Raw genomic sequence first — 14,838 nt, forward strand, 5'->3', positions numbered from 1 at the left:
TTCCCGGTCGTCAGGATTGTTCTTTTCCATGAAACAGCTCGCTGCCGGCCCCCGGATATATTTTACGCTCCTGCACGGGTGTGGGTCGGCCCACTTGCGGCCACTTCTGCATCTGCGGCTGCGGCCCTTCCTTGGTCACGGTCGAGGGAGAAGCATCTTTCATCACAGGGTTCTTGCGGATATCCCGCCCTTCGACATGGCAGCTGAACTCGATGGGAATACCGTTGGGATCAAAGGCGTAAATGGAGTGAATGAAACCATGATCGATGACTTCCGACACCCAGAATTCCGCCGCCGTCAGCTTGTCCTTGATTTCCCACAGGTCCTCTTCCGTTTCCACGCCGAAGGAGACATGATCAAAAATGAAAGGACCCTCAACCGGCCTGCCATGGTCCTTGTCCGGAACCGGCTGCACGCCCGGCCATTCAAAGAAGGCAATCAAATCATGTGGTGAAATTTCAAAAAAATAATGCCGGTATCCCGGCTTGCCCAACCCGGCAACCAGTCTCATGCCCAGCAAGTCCCTCCAGAAGCGAATGGTCTTATCCATGTCCCCCGTCGCCATGGCCAGGTGATTGATACCATTAAATTTAATCATTGCCACTCTCTCCTTTCCGGTGGTTTGTTGGTGACCCTGTCACAATGTAATCGTTCTCCGCAGAGATCTCGGAGCACGCAGAGACACAGGAATATCAGCGACCTGATGAGCCAGCCTCAACTTCAAGATATTTTCTCCATTTCTCCACGGTTTTTGGTCCAATGCCCGGTATTTCCCGCAACTCACTCAGCCTCTGCCATGGCCGCGAAGCCCGGCGTGCTATGATGGCATCGGCAAATTCCGGTTGCATCAACGGGATGAGCATCAATTCATCCTTGGCAGCCCGGTTGGGATCAATTTTTTGCCCGATGAGGAATCGCAGTCTGCCGCTTCCCGGCTCCACCCGCGCGTCAAATTCACCCTGAGCATTGCGTCGGATCTGCACGAGGCTGCCCGTGATCAGCCGCCGGCGCAACAGAGCTGCCCCCATCTCGGTTGGTTTCCCGCCGCGCAGGCCTCCTGCCGCTTCCACTGCATGAAAAAGGGTGGCTGCATTGTCTGCCAGCACATAGACACCGGGACGCTTGACAGCACCCTGAACGGTGCAGATGACGGGAGCAGAAGAGGGTTCTGGGGAAAAATGCAGTTTCCGGTAGTAACGGCCAAGGAGGAGGCAAAAGATGAGGGCGGCCAGCAGGGATACGGCCGCCCATTGACCTGACAAGGAATCGTTCTTCAGCTTCTTATCAGCATATTCCGTTCTTTTTTTCATACTTGTACATTTTATAATTGATACTGTCCACCAGCGCCTGCCAGCTGGCCTCCAGGATGTCGTGAGAAACGCCAACGGTCCCCCAGTTATCGACCCCGTCCTGCGATTCAATCAGCACCCGCACTTTGGAGGCAGTGCCGTCCCGTCCCGGCAGCACACGGACTTTGTAATCGCTCAGTTCCATCTCCTTGAGCACCGGGTAAAACTTTTCCAATGCTTTGCGCAGCGCATTGTCGAGCGCATTCACCGGGCCTGTGCCGAGCGCTGCGGTATGTTCCACGTTGCCCCCGACTTTGACCATGATGGTGGCCTCGGAGACGGGCTCCTTGGTCTCGCTCAGCTTTTGGTCGATCACACGGAACCCCACCAGTTCAAAATAGCGCTTGGATCGGCCCATGGCTTTATTGATGAGCAGCTCGAAGCTGGCTTCCGCCGCCTCGAACTGAAAGCCCTGGTTTTCCAGTTCCTTGAGCTCCTCCAAAACCTGCATCGCGACCGGATCGGATTTGGACAGTTCAAGCCCGAAATCTTCCGCCTTGCGTTTGATGGTTGCCCTCCCGGAAAGATCGGACACCAGGAAGCGCCTGCGGTTGCCGACCAGTTCAGGGTCAATGTGTTCATAGGTGAGAGGATTCTTTTCGACGGCGCTCACATGCACGCCTCCCTTGTGGGCAAAAGCGCTTCTGCCGACGTAGGGTTGATAGCGGAATGGAGGCACATTGGCCAACTCCAGCACATAGCGACTGATAGGGCGAAGCTTGCGCAGATTTTCCTCCGAGAGAACCGGCACGCCCATTTTTATGCACAGGTTGGGGATAATGGAGCACAGGTTGGCGTTGCCGCACCGTTCCCCCACACCGTTGATCGTTCCCTGCACTTGTACCGCCCCCATCTGCACGGCGGCCAAGCTGTTGGCCACTGCCAGGTCGGTGTCATTGTGCGCGTGAATGCCCAGGGGCATGCCGGGATAACGTTCTTTGACCACTTGAAAGACCTCGGCGATGGTGGCGGGCAGGTTGCCGCCGTTGGTGTCGCACAGAATCAGGCATTCCGCCCCACCATCGATGGCTTTTCCCAGGGTAGCCAGCGCATATTCACGATCGTCCCTGAAGCCGTCGAAAAAGTGCTCGGCATCGTAGAAGAGAGTCTGTGCGTGAGGCCGCAGATATTGCAGACTGTCGCAAATCAGTTCAAGATTGCGCTCCAGAGTGGTATGCAGTGCGTCCCGAACATGCACGCCCCAGCTTTTACCAAAGATGGTGATCACCGGAGTTTTGGCCGCTATGAGAGCGTTGAGATTGGCATCGGTGGCGGCGGTTCGGGCATGGTGATGAGTCGACCCGAAGGCGGCAATTCGAGCATTCTTAAGATGGTAGTTGAGTATTTCATCAAAGAATCCCACATCCTTGGGGTTCGAACCGGGCCAGCCCCCTTCAATGTAGTGGATGCCGAGATCATCGAGCTTCAATGCGATGCGGATCTTGTCTTCCATGGACAAGCTGAAGTCTTCAGCCTGGGTACCGTCTCTCAACGTCGTGTCGTAAACCTTTACTTCTTGCATGCTCACCTCTGAATACGCCTCCGGTCCGGCGTCTGCTGCTCTTTTCGGCTCTCCAGCGCTCTAGCGAACCTCTTCTTTGATCTCCAAACGGCCGTGGTATTCCTTATCCAGCTCAAACGCATCGTGCAATACTCTTACCGCCAATTCGGTGTATTTCTCGTCCACCACAACAGAAATTTTTATTTCCGAGGTGCTGATCATCTTGATGTTGATGTTCTCTCGTGCCAATGTCTCGAACATTTTGCTGGCCACTCCGCTGTGGCTCTTCATGCCGAGGCCGATCACCGAGACTTTGGCAATGTGGGGGTTGCTGTGCACTGCCCCGGCACCGATTTCACCGGCGACTTTTTCCGCCAGTTTGACCGTCTTTTCGTAATCAAGACGGGGAACAGTGAAGGAGATATTCGCCCTTCCCGGTATGGACCCGCTTCCCTGAATGATCATGTCCACATTGATGCCGGCCTGGGAAATGGGAGAAAACAATCTGGCCGCCATACCTGGAGTGTCGGGCACATTGGTGACTGTGATGCGGGCTTCTTTTTTGCTGTAGGTGATTGCGGAAACCACCACTTTTTCCATCTCATCGTCCTCCTTGGTGACCAGGGTGCCGGGGGCGTCGGTAAACGAAGACAATACCAGCAGCGGTACATTGTATTTCATGCCGAATTCGACCGAGCGGATATGCAGCACTTTGGCTCCCATGCTCGCCATTTCCAGCATTTCCTCGTAGCTGATGCGTGTGAGCTTGCGCGCTTTCGAGTAGATATTGGGGTCTGTGGTGAATACTCCCTCGACATCGGTATAGATTTCGCAAACGTCAGCTCCCAGCGCCGCCGCCAGAGCCACCGCAGTGGTGTCGGAACCACCCCGCCCCAGCGTAGTGATATTGCCGGCATCATCATAGCCCTGGAAACCGGCCACAACCACAATTTTACTCTCGTGCAGCTTTTCCATGATGGGCAGTGTTTCAATCCAGCTGATGCGCGCCTGTCCATAACGGCCGTCGGTAATGATTCCCGCCTGATAGCCGGTCATGGAGACGGCCTGAGAACCCATGTCCTTGACGGCCATGCTGAAAAGCGCAATGGTGATTTGTTCACCCGTAGCGAGCAGAACATCGGTTTCGCGCGGATCCGGATCAGGACTCATCTCATTGGCCAGCTGCAGAAGTCGGTCCGTATCACCGGCCCGCGCAGACAAAACAACGACAACCTGGTCTCCCGATCGGGTGCGCTCCACGACTCTGCGGGCGACATTGCGAATTCTTTCGGTGTCAGCAACGGACGTGCCCCCGTATTTTTGAACAACGAGTGCCATAGATTTAGCCTCTCCCCGGTTTGATCTACTGGTCCTGCTATCCCCCCTGGCGCCCTACCTGCCGGCATTCCTCAGGGCGGAAGCCCTGCCCGTCTGGTGCGGCCAAGAGCATCTCCGGTTTTCATTTGCCTTGCAGAAAAACGTAAACGAACTCTATAACACAATCCTGAAATGAAATGTACACTATTTTTGAGCATCGGCTAAACCGCTCTCATCTCACCCCATGGAGGCTGTCCCAATAAATGAGCACCCTCGACATGCGGATTGCAAATCTGGGTACCGGTTTTGTCCGGCCGAGCACTGTCAAGACTTGCAACACTACTGGAGACGAGCAGGTTTTCGCTGGAATTTTATACCATTCGGGGGATGATGGCAGACTGCCGCTGGTGAAAAAATGATCCCCTCCCCTGCAGATTTTCTTGCTTTCAACCTCCACTGATTATAGAGTTTACGAAGTTGATTCATTCGTTGGTGCCTCTTTCTTGGATCAGGGTCTGGAAGTGAGAGAGGAAGTCAGATGAAAATTCTATTGATTTATCCCAAGGTTTCCGAAACGTTTTGGAGTTTTAAACACGCCCTGCGCGTTGTGGACCGCAAATCGGCCTTTCCCCCCCTCGGAGCTTTGACGGTTGCCGCGATGCTGCCGGCATCCTGGAACAAGCGTCTGGTGGATATGAACGTGCGGGACTTGCAAGACGCAGATCTGCGCTGGGCCGATTATGTGTTCGTCAGCGCCATGATTGCGCAGGAACGGTCTGCCCGGATCGTTATCGAACGATGCCGCCGGTTGGGCATTAAAATCGTTGGGGGAGGCCCCCTTTTTCATTCCTATCAAGATGACTTTCATGAAGTGGATCACGTGATCCTGGGTGAAGCGGAAGCGGTTCTATCCCAATTCGTGAGAGATCTGCAAAGTGGGACTCCCAGGGCGCGCTATCGATCAGGTGAGCATCCCCCTTTGGAGAACACTCCCATCCCGCTGTGGAGCCTGATCAACTTCAGCGATTATGTTACCATGAGTGTCCAGTATTCCCGAGGCTGTCCATTCAACTGCGAATTTTGCGACGTCATTATTATGAACGGGCGGGTGCCCCGCACCAAGACCAATGAACAGATGCTGGCCGAACTCGACGCCTTGTATGAACTTGGCTGGCGCGGGTCGGTTTTCATTGTGGACGATAACTTTATCGGCCACAGAAAGCGGGTCAAGGGGCTGCTGCGCGAGATCATCCGATGGCAGGGCAGGAGAAGACGACGGTTTACCTTTTTTACCGAAGCCTCCGTCGACCTGGCGGAAGATGAAGAGCTCATGCGTCTGATGGTGGCGGCCGGATTCAACAAGGTTTTTCTCGGGCTGGAGACACCGTCCGAGGAGGGACTGAAAGAGTGCGGCAAGGCCCAGAATCTGCGGCGCAGTCTGTCGGATTCCGTAACGATTATTCAGAACAATGGGCTGGCGGTGATGGGTGGATTCATCATCGGTTTTGACAGCGATCCGCCGGACATTTTTCAACGACAGGTCCAGTTCATCCAGAAAAACGGCATAGTTACCGCAATGATCGGTTTGCTCACGGCCATCCCCGGCACAAGGTTGTACCATCGCTTGGAGCGAGAGGGGCGTTTGCTTTTTCGACCTTCGGGTGATAACACGGATGTTAGCGGGAGTTTGAATTTTATTCCGAAAATGGAGCGGCGAAAAATCATTGACGGATATCGATGGGTAATGAACACCATTTATTCTCCGGAGATGTATTATAATCGGACTCTCGCATTTTTGCGCCAGTACAGACCCATGGCGACGACCAGTCTCAGTGGAGAAGACCTCTATGCCTTTTTTCGATCCATCTGGTTTCTGGGACTACGCGAGCCAAAATCGAGGGGATATTACTGGAAGCTGCTCAAGGAAGGTATTGCCAGATATCGTCGGTCCTTCGCGGACGCGATGACCATGGCGATCTACGGGTACCATTTTCGCAAAATGTTCTGGACGCCCCACGTCTCGTTCAAATGGTCCGACTGGTGGAGTGAGGACGCAAACGTTGTGGGCCGATCGGGAGCCTGCCCAAAATGACACAGGGTAGATTCCCCTTTTGTATCGCGGGTTGCTCGAACGATTATAGTTCTGACGCTGGATTCAACTAACAGAGTGAAGGAGTTGCCATGGAGAGCACCAGGGAAGTTGTCGAAAGCAAGCTGTCACGCAAAAAAGTGGGGATTCGCCTCCTCTACACCATCATGTATCTCATTATCTTCGAGATACTAAAAACCGTCATCCAGATCACCGCCGTGTTTCAGTTTATTTATCTTCTGATCACCCAGAAATACAGCTCGCCCCTCAGAAATTTTTCCAATAAAGTCGCTACCTACGCATACCAAACCATTCGCTACGTCACACTCAACGACAATCATCGCCCCTTTCCATTTCATGAATTTCCGGAAGAGATGGAAAAACCGGCGGATCATGTCACCTTCGAGTGATCCAAACTGTTGTAGAACCGGGGCGACGGGTTTCCCCGACGCCCCGATCAAGCCGGCACCCCCGCTCAGGTGTGATCACTTGTCCTGAAAGAACCCCAGGTAGTCTCCATAGCCCTCTTTCTCCAGATCTTCTGTGGGTATGAACCTGAGGGCCGCGGAGTTGATGCAGTAACGCAAACCGGTCGGCGCCGGACCGTCCGGAAAGACGTGACCGAGATGGGAATCGCCGTGCTTGCTCCTGACCTCGGTGCGCACCATAAAAAAACTGCGGTCCTTTTTTTCCACGATATTGCCGGGCTCCAGCGGTTTCGTGAAGCTCGGCCAGCCTGTACCGGATTCATACTTGTCCCTCGAACTGAAGAGGGGTTCCCCGGAGACGATGTCAACGTAAATGCCTTCCCTTTTGTTGTTCCAGTACTCATTGTTGAACGGCGGCTCAGTCCCTTCTTTCCGGGTGACTTTATACTGCATTGGCGTCAGAGTTTTTCTCAATTCTTCATCGCTTGGCTTGTTATAGTGTTCGGCGTCCTGCATCGCGTCCCCCTTCGGTTTGTGGTGATTTTCGGCACATGCGCAGGGTCCCCACAGCGCCGACAATAAAGCCATCAAGACGATCAGCAAAATGGATTTCATGATGTGTTTTCTCCCTCGTGCCGGCATGTTTTCTTGTCACGCATCTCGCACATTGCCACCAAACTGGGAAATCAAGAACGCCTCCCCGCGAATTCGATTCAACCCGCTGGCTTCACACACAATACTAATCATTCCATAAAATCTCTGCCAATACCCAGACCGGCAAGGTCGCGACTAACATTCGAAACCCATCCGTTTATTTTTTCACTTTCAAGTAGTTGCGCAAAAGCCCCGGCCCAACGCGTGAAAACTGATCAAAATCGGCCATCAGCTCCATCCCGGGGATCAATGCTTTGACCACGGGAATGGCGCAATCCTGTTTGGTTATATCGACATAGACCGGTTGATAGCCGTTGGTGTTCAGGACCGCTTCCAGGATCGCAAGGTCCTGCTGCGGACCGCCCGAAGAGTAATCGGGCAGTTCTTCAAACAGCCGCGTTGCAATGCCGGCGGGGCCCGGCAGAGAGGCAGGGCCGTTGGGGTAAGGATAAGGGGTCTCGGTCAGGGCCGACAGCAACGCCTTTTTCCCGTCCAAATGGGCACCGGAGCCTTTGATCACCTGCCCCTGGGGGCCAATCACGAAACACTTGTAGCACGGTATTCCAAACTCATGGCTGATGTCCTGGAACTGCACCTGGATCCCCCTCGCGCGGTAGTCATCCAGCAGGCGGGAAACGACCGGATCTTCCGCCTTGAGCCGGAAGCAGCGGGACACATCGTAAAACGAAGTCGCTTCAGCATCGCGTTCAATGACTTCCAGGAGACCGTTGAGTTTGGCTTGCTGAATGGAATTGCCGGATGCCAGACCGGTCGACCCGAGTCCGCTGAAAAGGCTCACTTCCGCAAGGTTGCAAAACAGAAAAACACACTGGACCGGGACCCAAATCGACCTGGACATGCCGCTGATGATCTGCTCGCCTTCAATCCAGTATAATGAATCGTTGGCATAGGGAACCTCGAGCCTGATAGAATTCGGGTCCAGAGTCGGCAGATGTTGCAGATCCAGGTAACTGCCCCCGGTGAGCGGGTGCTTTTGCACAAATCCACTGGCTCCGTACTCATCGAAACTGGCAAAGGCTGAGTAACGTTCGATCATTTCCATGGCACAGGAGGCACGGGCGTGAGACTCGTCGAGCCCCCGTCCGAAGCTTGTCTGAATGCCGGCAAGGGTATAGTTGTGATCGGCGTGTTTGACGGAAAGGCGCAGCTGCCATTTCCTGTACAGTCCGCATGGGCTGAGCGATGACGTGTGTTTCATTTCAGCACCTGCCAGTATGCCTATGGCGTTGAGCTTCTCGCGAGCGTTCTGCGCGGTTACTTCCACTGGTATCGGACTTTCCCGCTGAGATGGCAAGCTGTGAGCCATACGTTTCAAGACTTCTTCGATATGCACCGGAAGCCGGGGTGATCCCGGCCGATCGCCTGGGATTGGCAGCGAAATGCTGGGATTCTCCAGCGAATCTAAAGGCTTGTGATCGAGGATGTTGTGCGCAAAGTACGTAATCCATTGATGGTGAGTCGGCTGATCTTCCAACACATACGATTTGAGGTAGATGAGCGGCGTATGGTTGGAGAGTCTTCTCACTTCACCCTTGGGAAATCGTGAACGCAAGGCGCGGAACTTTTTATCGGATAGGACCGCTTCACATAGGATGGCCAAAAATATTGAGTCCTGCTGCGCCTGCGCGATGAGCTGTCCGACAATTTCCGGGTCGCATGCGCAGACCCTGTCCAAAACGTACTTGTGCATGAACTCATCATGCGGATGGGCTCGCAGGTAGGCAAGTGCGGCATCCGTTGTCACGGCTTCCATGGGGCAGCAAGAAAAATACCCGACCCCTGAAGCTTTTGATACCAGACGCAGTTCATAGTGCATTGGTTGGTCTGTTGTTTTCAAGAGTGTTACCTTTCAATTCGACACATAGTTTTCAAGAAAAAGATTCCGGGGTTCGCCGAGGCTTCGTTGCACCTCGCCAAGCGCGTGATGAAGCCAGTCGACCAAGGTAGGACGGAACCCCACCTGTTTGAACCATAATCCTGCATGCAACGATGTAAAACGATGGAGTGACAGAACCGCTGTATTGGATCGTGTCACTTTTTTGCACCTCGCCAGGCGCGTTTTGCAGTAAGATATAATTTGACGCATTGGGTTGATAGCGTCCATGTTTGCCGAACCCCTTGTGCCGGCGGGATTCCCGCCGGCACAACAGGCAGGCGCATGCCTGAATCTTGATTCCGAGCACGCAATGAGGAGACCATGAGCAGACCCAGCAAGAGCGAATATTACATCGATATAGCACGATCCGTCGCACGCAGAAGTACCTGCATGCGGCGGCGCTTCGGTGCGGTGATCGTCAAAAACGACCAGATTATCAGCACGGGATACAACGGCGCCCCAAGGAAAACCACCAACTGCATTGATCTGGGGGTCTGTGCCCGCAAGAATCTGAACATCCCATCAGGGCAGAACTACGAATTATGCCGAGCCGTCCATGCGGAAATGAACGCCATCATCCATGCATCGAGGCTTGATATGGTGGGTGCCGACTTGTATCTGGCAGGTTTTGATGCTGAAACCGGCAAACCGGTGCTCTATCCCGAACCCTGTTTGTTGTGCAGAAGAGTCATCATAAATGCAGGAATCACGCGCGTCATACTTCCGGGGGAATGCGGCAGGTTCAGATACATTGATGTGGACGAGTGGGTCAATGAAGATCGCGTTCCCTTATCCTAGAAGCCCGTTCCCAAATACCGGCCTTGCGTCATTCCCGCACAATGCCGCCATGCCGGTGGGGATGCCGAGAACTGCACGATTGCTAGATGCCGGATGGCGAGGTGCAATCCACCCGATTACCCCCATAAAGGGTAGTCGGGTGGTCCAAGTCGTTTTTCACCCGGCCGCCTGAGCGACCGGGTGAAAGAGCTTCTCTACGGTTTACACGATGCCCTGCCCTTGCCACTCATTCAGCTTTTCTTTTCCAACTCCCAGATAGCGCAGGAAGATGTACTCATTGTCGGCGCCGATCGGCCGGCAGAGCCACTTGACGCGGGCCGGGGTGAGTGTCATTTTCCATGCGGGAGCCTGGAATGCAACGTCGCCATAGTACGGATCCGTACCCTTATCGAATACGCCTCGTTCCCACCATGCCTCGTCTTCAAAGGTTTCCTTGATGTCCGTCATTTTGGCGGTCGCGACCGTGCCGGGGCCGCGTCGATTGAGAACGTAATCCTGCACCATATCGAGGATTTCATCGCAGGTGTAGTGGGCCGACCATTTCTCCAGTTCCTGATGAATCAACGGTTGGTTCTCTTTGTTCAGGCGGTCGAATATGGTCGGAAAGCGTTCTCGTAGTTCAGGGTTTTTCATGATGTTGGTCAGGCCTTCCCAATTGACATCACTGAAGCCTGCAATGAAACTGAACCCATCCTTGGTTTTGATGATGGTGTAGGGGAATACGGCACTGTCATAGGCCCCGATTATCCCGCGCAGTTCCTTGAACGCATGATAGTATTGGATATGGTAATCGGCGAAACGCAGCTCCGCTTCCGGCGGCGCCACATCCACCATTTGGCCTTCACCGGTGTTATTGCGATAGTTCAGCGCAGCCAATATGCCGAAGGAAGCCCATGCTCCACCTGCGTACCAACCCATCCAGTTGCCTTCCTTGGTTGGCACGTTCCAGGGCATGCGCTGTTCCTGTTCCTGCGGTTCGCCGGTAACGGCCATTATGCCCGACCGGGCCTGATCACAAATATCGTAATCCGGCTTGCCGCAACCGGCTTCAGGTCCGAAGTGACCGTAAGTATAGATGGAGCAATAGATCAAGCGCGGGTTGATTGCGCGCAGATGACGGTAACTGAGACCGTATTCATCCATCACGCCGGGCTTGGAGGATTCGATGACGACATCCGCCTGGGCGGCCAGTCGACGAAACGCTTCCTGACCCTCGGGCTTTTTCAGGTTAAGAGTGATGTGGTATTTGTTGCGGCCTTCGACCAGATAGCCTAATCCGGTTCCCTTGTACAGATAACCGAAGGGAGTGAACTTGCGGGCCAGGTCCCCTTCGGGCGGCTCGATTCGTATCACATCGGCGCCGAATTCACCCAGAATCGATGAACAAAAGAGACCACCAATATTGGCTTCACTGACATCCAGAACCAGCAGGTCATCGAGTGCTTCCAGCTTCAAATGGTTCTTCTTGGGATCATCCGCGTCGTGGATCCAATCGACCCAGGTGCGATCGGTTTCCACGGCAAAATCCTCGTATGGAAGTGTTGTCGTTATTTTGGGCAATGTCATGAGTTGCTTCTCCTTCTGAGCATTTTCAAGCTTTACCGAGTAAAAGGGTTGGTGAGATTCTCACATGACTATTCCGGATTTGCCGTCCCAATCATCGGGTGGCTTTCGCCCGGGAGGATTTTCAACCCACTTGCCGATAATGTTTTTCTCCGCCAAAGCTTGAATTTGATAGGTTCGAAGCCCTAAATATTTTCGGAGAACGAACTCATTATCCAAACCAACCGGTTTGTTGGTCCACTTGAGCCGACCGGGGGTCTTGGAAAGCTTGGCCGGCGAGCTCACCTCGACTGTTTTGCCGTAGATTGGATCTTCATATTCAAAAACCGTTGCACGCGCTCTGAAGTGAGCCGATTCATATTGATCCTTGGCATTCAGAATCGGGCTGGAGGCAAACCCGTACTCGGCGCCCAGCTTGTCGACTTCACTGATGGTCTTGTTCTTGGCCCAATCTTTGATAATATCGAGCAGCGCGACCGCGTTTTCGTCCTTCAGACGGATCAGCAAATCGGCAAAGCGAGGATCCGATGCCAATTCAGGTTTCCCCATCGCCTGGCAGAGCCCCTTGAATTCCTCGTCGCTTGCTGCGGCCAGGGCTACCGGCCCGTCTTTGCACATGAATACATCCGATGGACAGACGGCCAGGTCGCGGTTGCCGGTCATTGGCCGGTTGTATTTCTCCAGATAGTAGTAAATCCAGCTCCAATCCAGCAGGCGCATGAGACCTTCGCCCTGAGAGAATTCAATGAACTGACCCTTACCCGTGCGGTTTCTATAATAAAGAGCGGCAAGAACCGAAATCGATCCCAGCATCGCACCGAAATAGTCTCCGATGAAGACCCCCGTCTTGAGGGGCAGACGTCCCGGGAAGCCGGTCGTGGCCAGCAGGCCGCTGACCGTTTGGGCTACCGCATCATAGGAGGCGCGCCCCACCGAGTAGGCGCCCCATTGCCCGAAACCGTTCAGAGCGATGTAGATGATACCGGGATTGACCTCTTTCAGCTGCTGATAGCCGATGCCCCAGCGATCCATGGTTCCGGCCCGCAAGTTCTCAACAACCACATCGCACCGCTGGGCGAGCCTGCGGAAAATTTCTGCACCCGCTGAGGTACGCACATCGAGGGCCAAATGAAATTTGTTGTGGTTTTGGGGCATCTGGCCGAGGCTCTGATTCTTCCAGAATTTGCCGTAGGGAGTCACTGACCGCATGGTGTCCCCGGCACCCGGCAATTCGACTTTGATGACCTCGGCGCCATATTCGCCCAGGTAGTCGGGAGTGGCAGGTCCCAGAATGAGCGTGCACAGCTCCAGGACACGAATGCCCTTGAGTGCTTCGGGTTTGGAAAAGATTTTGGATGCGTCAAATTCCTGGTTAGTCCAGGCTAAGTAGTCTTCGCGACTCATGGTTCCTCCTATTAGGTTGTAAACACAGGGATGTCACACTGGTCTCCCACAATGAACCTTGCCGATTCTAGCCACCTCCTTTCACCCTGAAGTGATGCCGCGGACCTCTGAGAAAAATTGCACAAAATCACAAGGAAGCTGCCCACGGGCCTGAATCTGACTCGCGCTCCGCAGAGAATCAACCGAGAAAGGGAAATTTCATCGGACTGAAAGGCATGAAAAAAGGACAGGCTTGACCAGCAGGAGACCCAGTGTGAGAAGAGATGTCATCGGAGCTTAGCACCTGAACCATAGCGACTTTTCAGCATCCTGAGTTAAACGAATATGAGTGTTCCGCCTGTCGGGGTTTATCGTCTAGCAAAAAAGTTTCAAATAGTCAACCATGACAATCGACACCATCGCAATCGGGCTATCCATGTGCCCGGAGCAGGTCCGAAAATGATGAGAGACACTGCGCCGTCTTTGCTCTACACACCCACGCAGCAATCCAGCAACCACGCGCATTTGTGGATTCCCGCCCGACGGGCGGCAGGGCATTCCAACGGCGTCAGGAGGGTGTTCTCAGGCGAGCCGCTAAGCCAGCAGCGCCAGTGCTTTTTCGATCCGGTCAAAACCTTCTTTCAGGTCATCCATTGAAAGGGCATAGGAAAACCGGATGCACCGATCTTCTCCGAAAGCACTGCCCGGCACCACGGCCACATGCGCCTTGTCCATGAGAAAGTCGGCCATACCAAGGGAATCTTCGATGGTTTGCCCCGCATATTCTCTACCGTAATAGCGGCTGACATTGGGGAAGACGTAGAACGCCCCCGCGGGACAAGGACAGGTGATATCCTGCAACCGGGCGAGCCGACCCAGCACATATTTGCACCGATCTTCAAAAATTCTCGCCATGTTGCTGACAATTTGCTGATCGCCGTTGAGGGCGGCCACGCTGGCCCACTGGGCTATGGATGTCGGATTACTGGTGGATTGACTCTGGATCGTGTTGGCGGCCTTGATCACACCGGCATCCCCGATGAGATACCCAATGCGCCATCCCGTCATACAGTAGGTCTTGCTCACGCCATTGACGATCAACGTGCGTTCCCGTAATCGCTCATCGAGCATGGCGAGGTTTACCCACTCGTAGCCCGCGAACAGAATGCGATAGTAAATGTCATCGGAAACAATGATCACATCTTCATGCTGGGCGAGCACCTCCGCCAGGGCCAGATATTCGCTGCGCCGGTAATGAACTCCGGTTGGATTGGAAGGGCTGTTGACAATGATCATTCGAGTACGGGCGGTGATGGCTTCCTGCAAATCTTCCGGGCGCAGTTTGAAGCCGGTTTCCTCGGGGCAGGCAACCGTCACGGGGATGGCTCCCGCCAGTTGGACCATATCCGGATAGGAAACCCAGTAAGGGGATGGAATAATCACCTCGTCACCCGGATCCAACACCGCCTGGAAAAGATTGTACAGGGCATGTTTTCCGCCGCAGCAGACCAGGACGTTTGCGTTTCCGTAGCGGAGCCCATAGTCTTCTGCAACCACCCGGCAGATGGCATCTTTCAGCGGATCAATGCCGCCCACCGCCGTGTAGCGCGTCTCGCCTTTCTTGAGAGCCTCCACGGCCGCGTCTTGAATGTGCTGGGGGGTATCAAAATCCGGCTCACCCACGCCGAAATTGACGATTTGCACTCCCTGTTGCTTCAGCGCTTTGGCTTTGGCACTGATGGTCAAAGTTGCCGAAGGTTTGATCTGAGCTGCTCGTTGGGCTAGTTTCATTGCATCCTCGCTTATGAGTGTATTCGTTGAAATCTTAACACGTTAAAGACGACTTCAAAATTTTGCGG

11 protein-coding genes and 1 pseudogene are annotated in these 14,838 nt (G+C 54.0%); 3 read left to right on the forward strand and 9 right to left on the reverse strand.

Going from position 1 to position 14,838, the window contains the following annotated elements:
• Positions 1-10: 10 nt before the first annotated feature.
• The 4 genes from K1V27_RS10045 to K1V27_RS10060 all read right to left on the reverse strand — a co-directional run bounded on the left by K1V27_RS10045 (position 11) and on the right by K1V27_RS10060 (position 4,188).
• Positions 11-598, reverse strand: a complete 588-nt coding sequence (locus K1V27_RS10045) for a VOC family protein (RefSeq protein WP_258929861.1) — start codon at positions 596-598, stop codon at positions 11-13.
• A gap of 94 nt (positions 599-692) precedes the next feature.
• Entirely contained in the window at positions 693-1,310 is a 618-nt protein-coding gene (locus tag K1V27_RS10050) for a ComEA family DNA-binding protein (protein WP_258929862.1), read from the reverse strand.
• On the reverse strand, positions 1,285-2,871 hold the full coding sequence (cimA, locus tag K1V27_RS10055; RefSeq protein WP_258929863.1) for a citramalate synthase: 1,587 nt from the start codon (positions 2,869-2,871) through the stop codon (positions 1,285-1,287). Before cimA ends, K1V27_RS10050 begins: the two co-directional genes overlap by 26 nt.
• A gap of 60 nt (positions 2,872-2,931) precedes the next feature.
• A complete protein-coding gene (locus K1V27_RS10060; RefSeq protein ID WP_258929864.1) occupies positions 2,932-4,188 on the reverse strand; it encodes an aspartate kinase in 1,257 nt (418 codons plus the stop codon).
• 517 nt (positions 4,189-4,705) lie between these two features.
• On the opposite strand from K1V27_RS10060, the gene K1V27_RS10065 reads away from it, so the two are divergent.
• A complete protein-coding gene (locus K1V27_RS10065) occupies positions 4,706-6,259 on the forward strand; it encodes a B12-binding domain-containing radical SAM protein (RefSeq protein WP_258929865.1) in 1,554 nt (517 codons plus the stop codon).
• Between the two features lie 89 nt (positions 6,260-6,348).
• Complete coding sequence (locus K1V27_RS10070) at positions 6,349-6,666, forward strand: DUF4389 domain-containing protein (RefSeq protein WP_258929866.1); 318 nt, start codon at positions 6,349-6,351, stop codon at positions 6,664-6,666.
• A 75-nt stretch (positions 6,667-6,741) separates the two neighbouring features.
• Here the strand turns inward: K1V27_RS10070 and msrB are convergent.
• Together msrB and K1V27_RS10080 are read right to left on the reverse strand one after the other, a co-directional pair.
• Positions 6,742-7,167: pseudogene (gene msrB, locus K1V27_RS10075) on the reverse strand (peptide-methionine (R)-S-oxide reductase MsrB); the annotation flags it as partial.
• Positions 7,168-7,495: 328 nt separating this feature from the next.
• Positions 7,496-9,175, reverse strand: a complete 1,680-nt coding sequence (locus tag K1V27_RS10080; RefSeq protein WP_258929867.1) for a YcaO-like family protein — start codon at positions 9,173-9,175, stop codon at positions 7,496-7,498.
• A gap of 381 nt (positions 9,176-9,556) precedes the next feature.
• Between K1V27_RS10080 and K1V27_RS10085 the strand changes: the two genes are divergently transcribed.
• Entirely contained in the window at positions 9,557-10,033 is a 477-nt protein-coding gene (locus K1V27_RS10085) for a deoxycytidylate deaminase (protein ID WP_258929868.1), read from the forward strand.
• Positions 10,034-10,234: 201 nt separating this feature from the next.
• On the opposite strand, the gene K1V27_RS10090 is transcribed toward K1V27_RS10085, so the two are convergent.
• The 3 genes from K1V27_RS10090 to K1V27_RS10100 all read right to left on the reverse strand — a co-directional run bounded on the left by K1V27_RS10090 (position 10,235) and on the right by K1V27_RS10100 (position 14,770).
• Positions 10,235-11,599: a CaiB/BaiF CoA transferase family protein gene (locus K1V27_RS10090; RefSeq protein WP_258929869.1), complete on the reverse strand. Its 1,365-nt coding sequence runs from the start codon at positions 11,597-11,599 to the stop codon at positions 10,235-10,237.
• 60 nt (positions 11,600-11,659) lie between these two features.
• The gene (locus tag K1V27_RS10095) at positions 11,660-13,000 is read right to left on the reverse strand and encodes a CaiB/BaiF CoA transferase family protein (RefSeq protein ID WP_258929870.1); all 1,341 of its coding nucleotides are present in this window, start codon (positions 12,998-13,000) and stop codon (positions 11,660-11,662) included.
• A 573-nt stretch (positions 13,001-13,573) separates the two neighbouring features.
• Positions 13,574-14,770 carry a pyridoxal phosphate-dependent aminotransferase gene (locus K1V27_RS10100; RefSeq protein WP_258929871.1) on the reverse strand — a complete coding sequence of 399 codons (1,197 nt, stop codon included), beginning with the start codon at positions 14,768-14,770 and terminating at the stop codon, positions 13,574-13,576.
• Positions 14,771-14,838 lie beyond the last annotated feature (68 nt).

The sequence above is a fragment of the Desulfoferrobacter suflitae genome, assembly GCF_022603395.1.
GTDB lineage: Bacteria > Desulfobacterota > Syntrophobacteria > Syntrophobacterales > Syntrophobacteraceae > Desulfoferrobacter > Desulfoferrobacter suflitae.